The following is a 16,695-nucleotide window of genomic DNA, read 5'->3' on the forward strand; positions in this document are numbered from 1 at the left end:
TCATGCACCCATCTTCTGTGGGACCAACCCGGCGGTCACTGGCATTTGCTTACGGAAAGCGGCCCTGGCACGGTGCAGGCGGACCTTTGCAGCGGATTCGCCGCACCCCAGAACGCCGGCGATCTCAGCCGTGCTCAGCTCGTCCCAATAGGCCATTTGGAGGATGTCACGCTCACTGTCGCGCAGGGCGGCCAGCGCGTCGTGGACCACCAGGTCCTCGGACTCCGCGCCGGAGCAGAGCTCAGCGGATGCCCGGAGTTTTGCCTGGAGCGCCAGGAGCCTGTCACGGCTACGGTAGGCATTTCCGATCAGGTTGCGGGCCACCGTCAATAGCCACGCGATGTCCGTTCTGGGCTCATCACCCCATTTCTGCCACACAACGCGGAACACGTCCGCGGCGAGCTCTTCGGCAAGCTCCGCCGATTCCACCCGCCGCCGCACAAACTTGTAAACCCGCGGATAGCTGTCCCTGTGAACGGCGATGAACGCCAGCTCGCGTTCCGATTCCACGCATCCCCCAAACGTAAGAAGAAGTGTCCTGACGAGGCAGGCTAACCGTTTAGTTTCCGCCATCTACGGAGCGGTTACACACCGCGCGAAGAATATTCAGCGGACGCCACGGTCTCGTTGTCCTCGTTCAGGGTGATGACGGCATCGACCACTTCGCCCCGGAGTGCCACAGGGAGCCAGTGCTCTGCATCCTGCCACATGCGCTCCAGGGGAAGCGCGGAAACCAGGAACCATTCCGGAATAATTTCGGCACTCTCCACGGGGTCGCCGCTCCATCGGCGCGCGGTGAACAAGCGGGTGGACATGTTCCAATCGGGCCGGGCCGGAAAAACAAACTCGACCGTTCCGACGTCGAGCAGGTCCTCCTCGTGAACCACCACGCCGGCTTCTTCAAAGACCTCACGGCAGGCGGCCTCGGCGTCCGTCTCCCCCGCTTCCACGTGCCCGCCCAGGCCGACGATCTTCCCAATTCCGAATCCGGTCTTTTTCAGGCCCAGCAGAACTTCGGTCCCGTCATCCGGGCGCGCCCGGAGGAGGAAGCACAGGGTGACGGGCGCAGAAGTCATGCAGACCAGCCTAGCCGCGGAAGTGCCGTCGCGGCGCAAACCGCAGCGGTGTGGGTAGGCACGGGGCCCATCGGGATCGGCGATTGCCGGAGGGCTAGCCCAGCGCCCGCGGGTGGGCGGCGGCGTAGATTTCGCGCAGCGTGTCTGCGGTCACCAGGGTGTAGACCTGCGTGGTGGTCACGGACGCGTGGCCGAGGAGTTCCTGGACCACGCGCACGTCCGCCCCGCCCTCGAGCAGATGGGTGGCGAAGGAGTGGCGCAGGGTGTGGGGGGAAACATCCTTGGTGATGTTGGCCTTGTCCGCTGCGGCCTTCAGGATGGTCCAAGCGCTCTGCCTGCTGATGCGGCCTCCCCGGGCGTTAAGGAAAAGCGCCGGCGTGCCCTTGCCCTTGGCTGCCAGCAGGGGGCGGCCGCGGACCAGGTAGGCGTCCAGCGCCCGGGCCCCGTACGAACCCAGCGGAACGAGCCGCTCCTTGGAGCCCTTGCCGAACAGGCGCACAATGGCGGGCCCGTGCTCGGCGGGCTGCAGCGAGATGTCGTCCACGTCGAGCCCCACGGCTTCGCTGATGCGGGCCCCGGTGGAGTAGAGGAATTCGAGCAGTGCCCGGTCCCGCAGGCCGGTGGCGGTGTCCGTGCCGGCCGCTTCCAGGATCCTGGTGACCTCGTCAACGGTGATGGCCTTGGGCAGCCTTTTCCCGGGCATGGGCGGGTGGACATCGCTGGCGGGATCCGCCGTCGTGGTGCCTTCCAGCGCCCAGAACTTGTGCAGCCCGCGGACGGCGACCACCGTCCGGGCCGCGGACCGCACGCCCAGGGGCGTCCCGCCGTCGGAGCCGTCGGACAGCGCCTGCGCGAAGCCCGTCACGTGGTGGCGGGTCACATCGCCCGGGCGGCTGAGGCCCGCGGCGGCGAGGTAATTCGAGTAGCGGGCTAGGTCACGGCGGTAAGCCGCGAGCGTGTTGGCGGCCAGTCCGCGCTCGACGCCCATGTGCTGGAGGTAGTCGGTCACGGCACGGTCGATGGCCGTTCGGGGGCGCGGGGGCGCCGGTTGCCGGGGCCCTTCCTGCTGGGGCGCGGGTCCTTCCTGCACTGGTTCCCCGGAGGTGCCGGCCGGAGGCCTTTCTGTTGCTGCCGTGCCCGCGGTCATCAGCGCTGGCTTGGATGGGCGGGCCAGGGCGCGTCAGCCGGGCGGAGGTTTCCGAAGTCGTCGGCCATCGCCGCCGCGGCAGCGAGGATCCCGACGACGGCGGACGGGTTGTGCAGGCGGCCGTCCAGGACGGCCGCGACGGCGTCCTCGAGCGGAATCCAGTGCAGTTCGATTTCCGCTTCCTCGTCCGTGCGCACGTGGAGCTCGTGATGCGGCACCTCGGTGATCCCGCGGGCCAGGTAGATGCGGATCGCCTCGCTGGAGGACCCGGGCGAATTGAAGAAATCCACCAGGACATTCCAGGTGCCCGCCACAAGGTCGGCTTCCTCGGCGAGTTCCCGCGCGGCGCCTGCGACGAAGTCTTCCCCCTCGACGTCCAGTAGGCCGGCCGGGATCTCCCAGAGGTCCATTCCCACCGGATGCCGGTACTGCTTGATCAACAGCACCTCGCCGGCGTCATTCATGGGCAGCACGGCGACGGCACCCGGGTGGGCGATGTAGTCGCGGACCAGGGCATCGCCGTCGTCAGTGAGTTTAAAGCTGTCACTGACGACGTCCCAGATCCGTCCCTCGTAGACCTTTTCCGTAGACAACAGACGGCGCGGGCTCGGCGCATCCGAAACCTGCCGGGCAGCAGGAGCATTTTCAGAATTACCGGGCATCGCGCCGTCCTTACGTTGTGGCTCTATTTACTTTGCGGTGACCGTGCGGGCAGGGTTGCCGTCAGCGGCGTCCGCGTCCGCAGTTGCCGCGTCGCCGGGCGCCGTTGTTCCGTTGGGCAGGGTGCCGTTGTCGGCGCCGCCGCTCTGGTGATCCAGGGCAGCCTTGACCAGTCCGGCGAACAGCGGGTGCGGCCTGGTGGGCCGTGAGCTCAGCTCCGGGTGGGCCTGCGTTGCCACGTAGTACGGGTGCACCTCGCGCGGCAGCTCCACGTATTCCACGAGCTTGCCGTCGGGCGATGTTCCGGAGAACACCAGGCCCTGGGCGGCAATCTGCTCGCGGTACTTGTTGTTGACCTCGTAGCGGTGGCGGTGGCGTTCGCTGACCGTGGTGGTGCCGTAGGTTTCGGCAATGACGGAACCTTCATCGAGCTTCGCTTCGTAGAGGCCCAGGCGCATGGTGCCGCCGAGGTCGCCCCTGCCTTCAACGATGTCCAGCTGCTCTTCCATCGTGGCGATCACCGGATACTTGGAGTCCGGCTCGAACTCGCTGGAGGAAGCTCCTTCGAGGCCCACCACGTTGCGGGCGTACTCAATGACCATGCACTGCAGGCCCAGGCACAGGCCCAGCACCGGCAGCCGGGATTCGCGGGCGAACTTCAGCGCGCCCAGCTTGCCTTCCAGCCCGCGGATGCCGAAACCGCCCGGCACGCAGATGGCGTCAACGCCCTCCAGCGACCTGACGGCGCCTTCATGCGTCTCGCACTCATCCGAGGGGACCCAGCGGATCCTGACCTTGGCGTTGTTGGCGAAGCCGCCGGCGCGCAGGGCCTCGGTCACGGAGAGGTACGCGTCCGGAAGGTCGATGTACTTGCCCACGAGCGCGATCTCAACCTCATGCTTGGGGTTGTGGACGGCTTCGAGCAGCTTGTCCCAGCTCGTCCAGTCGACGTCCTTGAACGGCAGGTCCAAAGCACGGACGATGTAGGAGTCCAGGCCCTGGCCATGCAGCGTCTTGGGGATGTCGTAGATGCTGGGGGCATCGGCGGCGTTCACCACGGCGTCGATGTCGACGTCGCACATGCGGCCGATCTTCTCGCGCATGGCGTCGGGAACTTCGCGGTCCGAACGGATGACGATCGCCTCGGGCTGGATGCCGATGGAGCGGAGTGCTGCCACGGAGTGCTGCGTCGGCTTGGTCTTCAGCTCCTGCGAGGGACCGATGTACGGGACGAGCGAAACGTGGAGGAAGAAGACGTTGCCGCGGCCGACGTCCTGGCGGACCTGGCGGGCGGACTCAAGGAAAGGCTGCGACTCGATGTCGCCCACCGTGCCGCCGATCTCGGTGATGATGACGTCCGGCGCGTTCTTGCCCTCGGCGGGAAGCCGCATGCGGCGCTTGATCTCATCGGTGATGTGCGGGATGACCTGGACGGTGTCGCCGAGGTATTCGCCGCGGCGTTCCTTGGCAATCACCGTGGAGTAGACCTGGCCGGTGGTCACGTTGGCCGAGCCCTCGAGGTTCTCGTCGAGGAAGCGCTCGTAGTGTCCGATGTCGAGGTCGGTCTCGGCGCCGTCGTCTGTGACGAAGACCTCGCCGTGCTGGAAGGGGTTCATCGTGCCCGGATCCACGTTCAGATAGGGATCGAGCTTCTGCATAGTTACAGACAAACCGCGTGCCCGCAGCAGGTGGCCGAGGCTCGAAGCCGTCAGTCCCTTGCCTAGCGAGGACGCCACACCGCCGGTGACGAAGATGTGTTTGGTCGTCTTGGACGAGCCCGGGAACCGGGAATTTACACGGGAATTTGATCGCTGCACCACGGAATTCGAGCCTATCATCAATTGAGCCTTCCACGGGTCGGATAACGCATCCCCAAACGCTTCAGTCTCCCGTGTCCGCACGCCGTGGGCAAGGGCGGGCACGGATCAGGCAGGCGGTTCGGTCGGGAATCAGCGGGCACACATCGCCCCGCCCCGCCTCAGGCGCGCTGCGGCAGCAGCTTGGCGTCGTCCAGCAGCTCCTGGGCGTGGGCCTGGGCCGTTTCGGAGTCCTCCTGGCCGGCGAGCATCCGAGCCAGTTCCCTGACCCGTTCCGCCTCGTCGAGGAGTTGAACATCACTGGAGGTGAACCCGGTGGCGGTGCCGCCGTCGGAGCCCCGCACGGAGGTCTTGGTCACGCGGATGTGCTGGTCGGCGAAGGCCGCCACCTGGGGCAGGTGGGTGACCACCAGAACCTGCACATGCTGTGCCAGCATCGCCAGCCGCCGGCCGATCTCGACGGCGGCGCGCCCGCCCACCCCGGCGTCCACCTCATCGAAGACGAACGTGGGCACGGGGTCAACGGCAGCCAGCACCACCTCGATGGCGAGCATGACGCGGGAAAGTTCACCACCGGAGGCGCCCTTGCCCAGCGGCCGCGCAGGCGCGCCGGAGTGAGGCCGCAGCAGGAAGGAAATCTCGTCCGCGCCGTGCGGCCCCAATTGTCCGGCGGCTTCGAGGGTGATCACCAGCGTGGCATCGGCCATAGCGAGGGCCTTCAGCTCAGCACTGACCCGTGCTGACAGCTCCTTGGCGGCCTTGGCCCGGATCTTGCTGATGGCCGTGGCCTGTTTCCTGAGTTCAGCCTCGGCCCGCACTACTTCGGCGTCGAGGCTCTCGATCCGGGTGGAGTCATCCTGGAGTTCGTCGAAGCGGACACGGGCGTTTTCCGCCCACACGAGGACTTCGTCGATGCTCGGCGCGTACTTGCGGACCAGCTTGGCCAGGGCCGCCCGGCGGTCTTCGATCTCGGCCAGCCGCTCCGGGCCCTCCGAATCCAGCCCGGCCTGGTAGCTGGCCAGTTCCGTGGCGATGTCGTTGAGCAGGAAGCCCACTTCGGCGAGGCGCGCTGCCGCCGAGCCGAGCTCCTCGTCGTGCTCGGCCACGTGCTCCAGCGTCCGCTTGGCCGCGTCCACGAGGGACGTGGCATCGCCGGTCTCTGCGAAGTCCTCGGCAATGATGGCCTGATGCGCCGTGGTGGCGGCGATGCGAAGTTCTTCAACGTTGGCGAGCTTCACGGCCTCGGCCTTGAGCGCGTCGTCCTCGCCCGGTTGCGGGTCCACGGCATCAATCTCCGCCAGCGCCGCCTCCAGCGACTCCGCCTCGCGCAGCCGGTCCCTCGCGGCGCTGCGGAGCGATTCGAGCTCGGCCTGGCTGGACTTCCACGAGCCGTACAGTTCCCGGAAGCCGCTTAGCGTGGCGGCGAGGTTCTCCCCCGCAAACCTGTCGAGGGCTTCACGCTGCGCCGCGGAGCCCTTGAGCCGGATCTGGTCCGACTGGCCGTGCACCACCACCAGCGATTCGCCGATTTCGGCGAGCACGCCCACCGGCGCGCCCCGGCCGCCCAGGAAGGCCCGGCTGCGTCCGTCCGCGCCCAGGCGCCGGGCCAGCAGCAGTTCCGCGCCGCCGTCGAACTCCTCGATCTCCGCGCCCGCGTCCCTGGCTCGTTCCAGGGCGAAGTGCCCGGCGTCGAGCCGCACCACGGCTTCGGCGGAGGCGCTCTTGGCTCCGCTGCGCACGGCGCCCGCATCCGATCGCGCGCCGAGCAGCAGTCCGACGGCGGTGACCACCATGGTCTTGCCGGCACCGGTCTCGCCGGTGACCACGCTGAGCCCGGGGCCCAGCGGCAACGTGGCGTCGGTGATGACGCCCAGATCTCGGATTCGCAGTTCTTCAAGCATGGTTCACTTCTCCGTTGGCGGATCGGATTCTTCACCGGGCGCGGCAAAATGCTGCGCGGACGGGGGCGTCATGGGCCGGGGCGTGTGCACAATGGGCACGGGGCCGGTATGGATGGCCTCTGACTGCGGAGCGGGTCCGCGCCAGCCATGGATGGGCAGCTGAAACTTGCGGACCAGCCGCGCCGAGAACGGCGTCTGGTGCGTCCGGGCCAGCCGGACCGGCGTGGCGGATCTGGTCACCTCAACGCGGGCGCCGGGTGGCAGGTCCACCGAGCGCCGGCCGTCACACCACAGCACGCCCTGGGCGTCCGTCCGGTTCAGCACTTCCACGGCCAGCCGGGACCGGGGCGACACCACCAGGGGCTTCGCGAACAGGGCATGGGCACTGATGGGGACGATCAACAGGGCTTCCACTTCCGGCCACACGACGGGACCGCCGGCGGAGAAGGCATAAGCGGTGGAGCCCGTAGGAGTCGCCAGGACCACGCCGTCGCAGCCGAAGGACGTCAACGGACGTTCGTCCACCTCAGTGACCACTTCAAGCATGCGTTCCCGGTTGCCCTTTTCGATGGCCGCCTCGTTAAGCGCCCAGGTGTGCCAGATCTTGTGGCCCCGGACCCAGACCTGGACGTCGATGGTCATCCGCTCCTCCACCGTGTACTCACGGCTGGCGATCCATTCGACAGTCTGGGCAAGGTCCGCGCGCTCACTTTCGGCCAGGAAGCCGACGTGGCCAAGGTTCACCCCGAGCAGCGGTACGTCCACTTCCCGCACCAGTTCCGCGGCGCGCAGGATGGTGCCGTCCCCGCCGAGCACCATGACCAGTTCGACGTCGGGCAGCTGGATGTGATCGTGCAGGATCTCGACCGGCTGCTCCAGCCGGCCGAAAAACCCTTCCATGTCCCCCAGCTCCGACTTCTGCATCACGGGGATGATGCCCGAGGCGTGCAGCTGGGCGCACGCCTCCCAGGCAGCCTTCAAGGATTCTTCGCGGCCGGTGTGGGCAAGTACCAGTACACGCCTGCTCATCGGGTTCCGCTCTCTAATGGTTCGGCCAGATATTTCCCAGCAACGCAGCCACGGCTGCATCCCGCTCTTCGATCTTAGGCAAGTCTTCGGCAATTCTTCGTTTTATCCACAGGAAGTATTCGACATTTCCGTCCTGCCCGGGCAAGGGACTCGCGGCCAGTCCGCGCAGTTCAAGCCCGGCGTCGATGGCGGCTCCCGCCACTTTACCGACAGCCATCCGCCGTTCGCGCTCTGACGTGACCACGCCGGTGCGCCCCAGCCTGTCCTTGCCGATTTCGAACTGCGGCTTGACCATGAGCACGAGGTCGCCGCCGCGGCTGGTGCACGCTGCGAGCGGTGCCAGCACCAGCGTCAGGGAAATGAAGGACAGGTCCGCCACGGTCAGCTCCGCCGTGCCGCCGATCGCGTCCGGATCCATGTAGCGGACGTTCAGGCCTTCGTGGACAGTCACGCGGGGGTCGCTTCGGAGCTGCGGCACCATCTGGCCGTGCCCGACGTCGACCGCCACCACGTGCGCGGCGCCCCGCCGCAGCAGGACATCAGTGAAACCTCCGGTGGACGCACCCGCGTCAAGGCACCTTTTGCCGGCGACGGCGACGGCGGGAAACGCGTCAAGCGCCCCGGCCAGCTTGTGGCCGGCGCGGCTGACGTACACGTCCGTGGAGTCTTCCGCCACGGTCAGCTCACGGTCATCGGCCACTTGCAGTGACGCCTTAGCGAGCACGTCGCCCGCCGACGAGACCTTGCCCTCGGCGATGAGCCGCGCGGCATGCGTGCGGGACCGCGCCAGTCCCCTGCTGACGAGTATCTGGTCGAGTCTGCCCATGGTCAGGCGGCACCGCGCCCGGCATCCGGCGCGGACGGGGTGTCCTCGTTCAGCGCTTCGAGCAGGGCGTCATGCATGTCCGCGTAGGTGGCAGGGTGCTCGGAGACCGGAAGCCCCGGAATGTCCCTGACCCGGCGGAGGACTGCCTGGACCGTATTGTCGGAAGCTGCGCTGGCGGACGGTGCGGAGTCCGTGACCGTGGCTTCGGTGTCTTCCGCTTGGGAAAGTGGCAGTTCGGGCCAGGCGACGTCCGGAGCGGCCCCGGCGAGGGCGTTCTGATTCAGCTCGGTCATGGCACCAGTCTATTGATCCAGCCACTCGAGCCCGGGAGCCGTGGGCTCCGCCGCATCCGGGTGGGCCGCCCACCATGCGGCGCATGCCGCACGCCACGAATCGAGGTTCGCCTTGTCACCGCTGATCCGGACGCCGTTGCCGTCCACGGACGCTGCTGCGTCGCCGCAACGGTACGTTCCGTCGTCGCTCTTGACCTCCGGATACGGCTCGTACAGCCCGGTCAGGTCGTGGATGATGTACCCGGGCCGTTCGTCCGTCTTGGCAGCCAGGATGGTTTCCAGGGTGTCGACGCCGGTCAGGACGGCGACCGTGGCAAAGCCGGCCCTGTTACCGCCCAGGATGTCCGTGTCCAGCCTGTCGCCCACCACCAGCGGCCGCTCCGCGGAAAGCCGCTTCGCCGCGGCATGGAAGAGCGGCGCCTCGGGCTTGCCCGCGACGAGGGGCGTCTGGCGTGTTGCTGCGGCGACGGCCGCCACGAGGGTACCGTTGCCAGGCGCAATCCCGCGGGCCTGCGGAATGGACATGTCGGTGTTCGTGGCGACCCACAGAGCGCCGCCGGCCACGACGTAGGACGCTTCGGCGAGGTCCTTCCACCCGATTCCGGGATTGAAGCCCTGGACCACGGCCACCGGCTTATCCTCGGCGCCGTGCACAGGCTTGAGTCCCACGAGCTCGATCTCGTGGGCCAGCGCCGGACTGCCGGTGATCAGGACTGCGGCGCCCGCGGGGAGGAGCGTTGCCAGCAGTTCCGCCGCCGCCTGCGACGAACTCACCACCTGGTGGTCTTCCGCGGGGGCCCCGAGCTCACGCAGGTGCGCGGCCACCTGGGCCGGCGTGCGCGAGGCGTTGTTGGTCACGTAGCCGAGGCCAACGCCGATGCCGGCCAGCCGCCGCAGCGACTCGACCGCTCCGGGGATGGCGTGCGGTCCGGCGTAGACTACGCCGTCCAGGTCGGAGAGGAGTGCGTCGAACCGCGAAATCAGATGGGCTTCACTCATGCGCGCCTAGTCCTCCGAACCCTGGTGCCGGGGCTCCTCGGCAGATGCCTCAGCCTCGGCGTCTTCGTCCTCGTCCTCGTCCAGTTCCGCTTCTACGGAGTCGACGTCGGACTCGGCGTCGTCGGACTCAAAGTAGTCCGATTCAACGTCGTCGAGGTTTTCATCGGCGGACGCAGCGTCGGGCCCGGCAGGAGCAGTTTCGTCAGCCGCCGTGATGCCGGCGGCCTGCGCGGCAGGAGTCCGGGCCTCCTGGGGAGCCGTGTCTGCGGCGGCGTGGGCGATCAGCCGCTTGCGCTCGGCTTCCTCGCGGGCTTCTTCTTCCTCATCCCAGCCGAGGTCGATGATGTCCGGCTCCTCGGAGATGCCCATGCCGAGGGCATCTTCGGCGACGGCGGCCTGCCGCTGCCACTTCTCGGATTCTGCTCCGCGGCCCACTGCCGCGAGGGCGTCTGCATAGGCGCGGAACAGGCGGGGGCTGTAGGAGAAGGCCCGGTTAATGTCCAGCTGCGGGATCTCAAGTTCGGCTACGGCCGCATCCAGCTGGCCAAGGTCGGAGCGAGCGCCGGATGCAACGATCGCCAGTTCCACCTTGCCGGGAGCGTCGAGGTCCTGGGCTTCTTCCGAGCGCACGACGTCCAGCGCCCGGTCCGGGCGTCCCAGTCCGCGTTCGCAGTCCGCCATGACGGGAAGGTGGACGTTGGAGCCGCTGATCCGGCGGTACGTCCGGAACTCGCGCAGTGCCTCGCCGTAGTGTCCGGCGGCGTAGGCCGTCAGGCCCACGGCTTCGCGGACGGCCGAAAGGCGGCCGCCGCGACGGCTGGCTGCCAGTGCGTGCTGGAAGGCCAGCTCCGGCTCGTCGTCGATGAGGCGTCCGGCCATGACCAGGTGGCGTGCCACCCATTCAGCACTCTTCGCTTCGAGGGTCTTGATCTGGTGCTGCGTGGCGCGGTCCAGCTCCTTGCCCGTGACGTCCTCGTCAATCTCGGGAGAGCGTTCGCGGTCCGGGCGGTTGGCGCTGCGGAGGTCTCGGGCGTTGGGCACGCGGGCGGGGCGGTCTTCTGCCCTGTCGCGGCCGAACTGACGCGGCCCCGAATCGCCGCGGTCAAAGCTGCGATCGCCGCGATCGCCGCGGTCACCGCGGTCACCGCGGTCAAAGCTGCGCGGGGCCCGGTCCGGCCGGTCGCCGAACGGCTTGCGGTTCTCGCCGCCGCCGAAGCTGCGGCGCTCCCCCTCGCCCTCACGGCGCGGACGGTCGCCGAAGGGTTTACGGTCACGGTCACCGAAGCTGCGGCGCTCACCCTCGCCCTCACGACGTGGACGGTCACCAAACGGCTTGCGGTCACGGTCACCGAACGGCTTGCGCTCACCGTCACGCTCGCCGCGCGGCCTGTCACCAAACGGCTTACGGTCACGGTCGCCAAACGGCTTACGTTCGCCGTCACGCTCGCCCCGCGGACGGTCACCAAAAGGCTTACGCTCACCAGCGCCAAAGCTGCGGCGCTCACCCTCACCCTCACGGCGCGGACGATCGCCAAACGGCTTACGCTCGCCGTCACGCTCGCCCCGCGGCCTGTCACCAAAAGGCTTGCGCTCACCAGCGCCAAAGCTGCGGCGATCACCCCCGCCATCACGGCGCGGACGGTCGCCAAAGGGCTTCTTCTCGCCGCTGTCAAAGCTACGGCGCTCGCCCTCGCCCTCACGGCGCGGACGGTCGCCAAACGGCTTACGGTCGTCGCCTCCCGGAGCCCGGCGGGGACCGTCGGAGCCGCGGCCGTCCTTGGCCCGGAATCCGCGGGGATCCCCACCGGAGTTGTTGGTCCCCCTGAATGGGCCGCCCTGTGATCCGCGGTTGTTGCCCGAGTGTCCCCGGTCATTTCCTCCGCGGTTGCCGCCGTTGTGCTCAGCCATTGTGGATTCCTCCTGTAGTGAGCCGACCACTGGCGCAATGTGCAGCCGCTCTTGTCCGTGTTTTATTGTCCTGCGCGACCCGGGGCAAACCACCCGTCGTCCGCGTATCTCCTGCAATTCTAGGCGAGAGCCAGTCCTTGCCACTAACGGCAAGGCCGTTTGCGGGGCCGGCGTGTGAATCCTCACAACGGCTGCATGTGCAGATCCGGCCCGCGCCTGCGACGCGCTGCCGACGGCCTCTCGATTACCAGCGACCGGCTCCGGTGTCCATAGGGAAATCCCAAGGAGTCGTGGCAAGACTTTCCCCGACGGTAGCGGCTAAGGGAGAACCATGAATAAGTCACGCACAATGGCAGTGGCCGTCGCGGCGGTAGTTTTGGGAAGCGGCCTTCTTGCCTTGGTGATTTCGTACTATGCCGAAGCGGGCGCCGATACGGGCTCGCTGAATCGGACCGGACCGGCGGTGGCGTGGGGGCTGCCCATCGCCAAACTGGTATTCAACGCCTCAGCCGCCTGCACCATCGGGGCGCTTATGCTCGCACTTTTCGCCCTCCGGCCCAAAGAAAATGCCTTTCGGCTGGCGCTTGACCTCGCAGGCCTCTCGGCGGCGGTCTGGACGGCGGCCGCCTCGGTGACGAGCCTGCTGACGTTCCACTCCCTGGCCAACCTCGCGCTGTTTTCGGACGGTTCCGGCGGTGCATTCGTCAGCTTCCTGGCCGACGTCGACGCCGGCAGGCTGGGAGCCCTGACCATTCTGATCGCCTCGGCCGTGACGTTTCTTTGTTTCGCAGCGCGGAGCCAGCGGTATGTGCCCCTCACTGCGGTGCTTGCCCTCGCCGGGCTCTTTCCGCTTGCTCTGAACTCCCATGCCGCGGGAAGCGGGAGCCACCCGGACAGCACTGTCACGGTGGTGATACACATGGGAGCGGCGGCCGTCTGGCTCGGCGGCCTCATCGCCGTCGTCATCCTTCGCCGGGCGCTAACCCCGGACAGGGTCTCCACGGTGGTCCGGCGCTACTCAACGCTGGCGCTGGGCGCCTTCGTGGCCTTGGCTGTTACAGGGTTTTTGGCCGCGTGGGCGGGTGTTGGTTCCATCGAAGGACTGGCGTCGCCGTACGGAATCATCATCGCGGCCAAATGCGTTGCCTTCGTGGTTCTGGGGCTTTTCGGGGCGCTGCACCGAAGATGGGTCATCCGCCGGCTGGACAAAAATCCGGCCGGCGGCGCCATGACATTCACCGTCCTGGCCGTCGCCGAGCTGGCGGTCATGGGGGCCGCGTCGGGAATGGCGGCCGCGCTGGCCCGTACGCCGCCGCCCGCGGTCACCCGTACCGGCTTCTCGGAAGAGACACTGAGGATACCTTCTCTCGTCGACCCGTTCCTCAGCTGGAAACCCGACCCGATGTGGACCCTCGCCTGCGGTTTTGCTGTCTTCTTGTACCTGGCCGGAACACGACGGCTGCGGCGGCAGGGCCGCCCCTGGCCTCGCTATCGCTTAATGTTGTGGACCCTGGGCATGGCGCTCCTCTTCACTGTTACAAGCGGAGGCCTCCGCGTCCAACAGGAGTATCTCATCAGCGCACATGTCTTGACCCAGATGGCTCTGATGACGGTCATTCCCCTCCTCCTGGTTCCGGCTTCTCCGCTCACCTTGGCCGCCCAGGTCATAAACCACAGGGCTGACGGATCTGTTGGGGGTGCGGAAGTGCTCCGCCTTGCACTCCGGCCGTTTCTTGCCGCCACAGCGACGCCGTACGTTCCCGCCGTCGGGCTGGCTGCCGTGCTGGCTGTCTTGTACTACACGCCCCTGCTGGAATACTCATCTCGTACGCAACTCGGTTACGGAGCCATGTCCCTGCTGGCGCTGCTGTCCGGCTGCGTCTTCGTCGCTTCGCTGGCCGGGTCCGCGGGTGACAGCCCGGCTTCAGGGCCGGCATCCAAGCTCATGAGCATCGGCGGGGCGGCGGTCCTGTACGCCATTCATGGCTGGGCACTGTCACAGCAGCCCGACCAACAGCCGGACAGCAGGAAGCAGGAGTGGCTGATTACGGTCCAGCAGCCGTGGGATCTTTCCGTCATGGGGGTCCCCGAACCTGCCGGCGCAGCGATGTGGATCCTGGCGGCAGGCACGTTGGGCGTCGCCGCCGTGACGGTCGTCGTCCAAGCACGAAGCCGCGCCACGGCGCAGCACAGAACTCACGGCGCAGTCGATCGTGCCCGGGAGCTAACCAGCCGTTCCTGATTCCTCAGGGCCCATGCTTTCGCAAGGTTTTCGCAGGGTGGACCCTACATTCTTCATCTAAACCAATTGGACTTTCAGCAGACCGCCGGAGGAAATCATGCCAGTTTCACGTCGTCAAGCACTCCAGATCGGTGGCGTCGGAATCATCGGGGCCTTAGGCCTCGCAGTGCCGTTGTCGTCGGTCAGCGCCAAGTCAGCAAGCCTGCTGGATCCGCGAAACATGCCCAAGCCCTACCAGCGGGAGCTCACCATCCCGCCGGTGCTCCAGCCTAAGAGCTATACGATCGGTGCCGACGGCAAGAAGACGCACCTCTATCAGATCGAACAGACGGCCGGCATGGCCAGCATAGTTCCAGGCCTGAAGACGCCGATCCTGGGCTACAACGGCTCTTTCCCCGGTCCCACCATCAAGGTGAACCAGGGAGAACGCATCACCTTGGAAATGGATAACCTCCTGCCGCTGTTCCACCCGCAGTGGGGGTACCGCCTGGATACTTCAACCCACCTTCACGGTTCCGCGTCCTTGCCACAGTACGACGGGTACGCCAACGACATCACCGGCCGCGGGATGTGCAAGGACTACGAGTACCCGAACTTCCAGCCCGCGCGCACGTTGTGGTACCACGACCATGCTGTCCACAACACCGCCCAGAGCGTGTACTCAGGCCTGGCCGGCCAGTACCACCTTCACGACGAGGTTGAGCGAAACCTCCTGCCACAGGGCAAGTTCGATGTGCCGCTGACCATCTCCGACGCCATGTTTGCCCGCAGCGGAGAGCTAGGCTACAACGACAACACCCACTCCGGGCTGTGGGGCGACGTGATCCTGGTCAACGGCGCGCCGTGGCCGGTCATGAAAGTTCAGCGCCGCATTTACCGCTTCCGCATCCTCAATGCGTCCATCTCGCGCTCCTACAGGTTCCAGCTGAGCACCGGAGACCCGGTAACCATGGTTGCGACCGACGGCGGCCTGATGCCGTCCGCCCAGCAGGTCACGTCATGGCGGCAGTCAGGTGCCGAACGCTACGAGATCCTCATTGACTTCTCCAAGTACCCCGCAGGCAAGCGCGTCGAGCTGCGGAACCTCTCGAACAAAAACAACGTCGATTACGACAACACCGGCAGGATCATGGCCTTCGACGTCACCGGCGATCCGGTGGACACGTCCGGTCCCGCCGCGAAGGTGCTGCCGACGCAGCTAGCCGGCAGCACGGCCATGAGCCTGACCCCGTCCCAGTCCGTCAAAACCCGCCGCATGCGGGTGAAGAGGGACAACGACATCTGGACCATTGGGGGCATGACCTGGGACGAAGTCATCAAGAGCGGATACAAGAAGGTCCTGGCGGACCCCGGCCTCAACGACGTCGAAATCTGGGAAGTTGAAAACAGCTCGGGAGGCTGGTTCCACCCGCTGCATATTCACCTGGTGGACTTCCAGATCCTTAGCCGCAACGGGCGGCCGCCTTTCCCGTACGAGCGCGGCCCCAAGGACACCGTGTATGTAGGCGAAGGCGAGACGGTGCGCCTGCTCATGAAGTTCGAGCATCACCGGGGCCGGTACATGATCCACTGCCACAACCTGCCGCATGAGGACCACGACATGATGGCCCAGTTCAGCGTTGGCTACAACCCCAACGACCCCGATCCCAACGATCCCATCGAGGCCGTGCGGCCGCATCACATCGGGCCGGTTCCAACCACGGACGGGGGGAGCACCCAGCCCACCGAGGGCACCGGCGGCTCCACGCAGCCCACGGAGGCTGCGGCGCCGGTAACGTCGCAGCCTGCAGCACCGGTGACTACCGAGCCGACGGTCCAAAAGGACGTTGTCACGATCACCAGCGCCAGGCACCGGCTGAACAAGGACATCACCTTCGCGGGAACGTCCAAGTACACCGGCACAGCGACCGGCGCCAGCGTGGCGCTCTACGACGTCACACCGGGCCGTGCGGCTACCCGCATCGGCACCACCACAATCAACTCCCTGGGAATCTGGTCCTGGACAACCAAGCCCGGGCCTTCGCGGCAGATCACTGCGGTCAGGGCGGACTCGAGCCGAGGGGGCACAGCGTCGGCAACGGTGCGCACCAGGTGAGCCTTAAATGCCGAGAGCCCCAGTCATGACTGGATGGGGCTCTCGGCATTTTTATGGTTCTCCGGCCGTGACCTACTCTCCAAGACTCGCCTGCGGCGACGCACGGTTGAGGGCACGACGGCGGCGGACCGGGTTTCGGCCTACGGCACGGGAGGGCGCTGGTTGAGCGAGTCGAAACCCTCTCCCACCTTCCGCACTCCCACTGCCACGCTCTAGCATTCCCTGCCGGATAAACACCGACGCTCTGTCACTTCCGGCGGGTAAATCTCCGACGCTCTGCCAGTGTGGCCGGCGTCGAGGGCGGCGGCCTGGCCTGGGGGTGCCGCGCCGGCGTCGGGGGGCGGGAGAGCGTCCCGTTCTACGCGACAGGTAATGAGAGTGCGTCCCGTTCTACGCGACGGGTGGCGGGAGAGCGTCACGTTCCGGGCGACAGGTAGTGAGAGTGCGTCCCGTTCCGGGCGACAGGTAGTGGGAGAGCGTCCCGTTCTGGGCGGCAGGATGTGGGAGAGGGACACGCTAAGGGGTGCGGGAGGTGGGAGAGCGTTGTGGCGTCCGGGCAGGTGGAAGGGGGGTTAAATGCGGGAGAGCCCCGACCATGGCTGGTTGGGGCTCTCGACCTAATGGTTGTCCGGCGGTGACCTACTCTCCCACACCCTCCCGGGTGCAGTACCATCGGCGCTGTGGGTCTTAGCTTCCGGGTTC

General features: G+C 67.0%; 14 protein-coding genes. 3 read left to right on the forward strand and 11 right to left on the reverse strand.

Annotated elements, in window-relative coordinates:
• The 11 genes from CXQ90_RS17960 to CXQ90_RS23055 form a co-directional block, all read right to left on the reverse strand.
• On the reverse strand, positions 1-510 hold the full coding sequence (locus tag CXQ90_RS17960; RefSeq protein ID WP_104140718.1) for an RNA polymerase sigma factor: 510 nt from the start codon (positions 508-510) through the stop codon (positions 1-3).
• A gap of 74 nt (positions 511-584) precedes the next feature.
• On the reverse strand, positions 585-1,076 hold the full coding sequence (locus CXQ90_RS17965) for an 8-oxo-dGTP diphosphatase (RefSeq protein ID WP_104140719.1): 492 nt from the start codon (positions 1,074-1,076) through the stop codon (positions 585-587).
• A 94-nt stretch (positions 1,077-1,170) separates the two neighbouring features.
• Entirely contained in the window at positions 1,171-2,223 is a 1,053-nt protein-coding gene (gene xerD / locus CXQ90_RS17970; protein ID WP_258064585.1) for a site-specific tyrosine recombinase XerD, read from the reverse strand.
• A complete protein-coding gene (locus CXQ90_RS17975) occupies positions 2,223-2,885 on the reverse strand; it encodes an NUDIX hydrolase (protein WP_104140720.1) in 663 nt (220 codons plus the stop codon). The genes xerD and CXQ90_RS17975 overlap by 1 nt, the downstream gene beginning before the upstream one ends.
• Positions 2,886-2,912: 27 nt before the next feature.
• Positions 2,913-4,721, reverse strand: a complete 1,809-nt coding sequence (locus CXQ90_RS17980; RefSeq protein WP_104140721.1) for a CTP synthase — start codon at positions 4,719-4,721, stop codon at positions 2,913-2,915.
• Between the two features lie 140 nt (positions 4,722-4,861).
• A complete protein-coding gene (recN, locus tag CXQ90_RS17985) occupies positions 4,862-6,601 on the reverse strand; it encodes a DNA repair protein RecN (RefSeq protein WP_104140722.1) in 1,740 nt (579 codons plus the stop codon).
• Between the two features lie 3 nt (positions 6,602-6,604).
• Positions 6,605-7,630: an NAD kinase gene (locus tag CXQ90_RS17990; protein ID WP_104140723.1), complete on the reverse strand. Its 1,026-nt coding sequence runs from the start codon at positions 7,628-7,630 to the stop codon at positions 6,605-6,607.
• Positions 7,631-7,643: 13 nt separating this feature from the next.
• Positions 7,644-8,456, reverse strand: coding sequence for a TlyA family RNA methyltransferase (locus tag CXQ90_RS17995; protein WP_104140724.1), 813 nt, complete (start codon positions 8,454-8,456; stop codon positions 7,644-7,646).
• A 2-nt stretch (positions 8,457-8,458) separates the two neighbouring features.
• A complete protein-coding gene (locus CXQ90_RS18000; RefSeq protein WP_104140725.1) occupies positions 8,459-8,749 on the reverse strand; it encodes a hypothetical protein in 291 nt (96 codons plus the stop codon).
• Positions 8,750-8,758: 9 nt separating this feature from the next.
• Entirely contained in the window at positions 8,759-9,748 is a 990-nt protein-coding gene (locus CXQ90_RS18005) for an HAD-IIA family hydrolase (RefSeq protein ID WP_104140726.1), read from the reverse strand.
• Between the two features lie 6 nt (positions 9,749-9,754).
• Positions 9,755-10,645, reverse strand: a complete 891-nt coding sequence (locus CXQ90_RS23055) for a hypothetical protein (protein ID WP_258064586.1) — start codon at positions 10,643-10,645, stop codon at positions 9,755-9,757.
• On the opposite strand from CXQ90_RS23055, the gene CXQ90_RS23060 reads away from it, so the two are divergent.
• The 3 genes from CXQ90_RS23060 (at position 10,634) to CXQ90_RS18020 (ending at position 15,993) form a co-directional block, all read left to right on the forward strand.
• Positions 10,634-11,590 (forward strand): hypothetical protein, encoded by a 957-nt coding sequence (locus CXQ90_RS23060; RefSeq protein WP_258064587.1) that lies wholly within the window; start codon positions 10,634-10,636, stop codon positions 11,588-11,590. The two genes, CXQ90_RS23055 and CXQ90_RS23060, sit on opposite strands and share 12 nt — an antisense overlap.
• 397 nt (positions 11,591-11,987) lie before the next feature.
• Positions 11,988-13,898, forward strand: a complete 1,911-nt coding sequence (locus CXQ90_RS18015) for a cytochrome c oxidase assembly protein (RefSeq protein ID WP_104140728.1) — start codon at positions 11,988-11,990, stop codon at positions 13,896-13,898.
• A 97-nt stretch (positions 13,899-13,995) separates the two neighbouring features.
• The gene (locus CXQ90_RS18020) at positions 13,996-15,993 is read left to right on the forward strand and encodes a multicopper oxidase family protein (RefSeq protein WP_104140729.1); all 1,998 of its coding nucleotides are present in this window, start codon (positions 13,996-13,998) and stop codon (positions 15,991-15,993) included.
• Positions 15,994-16,695: the final 702 nt, after the last annotated feature.

The organism is Arthrobacter sp. ZGTC131, from assembly GCF_002929275.1.
In the GTDB taxonomy this organism is placed as follows: Bacteria; Actinomycetota; Actinomycetes; order Actinomycetales; family Micrococcaceae; genus Arthrobacter.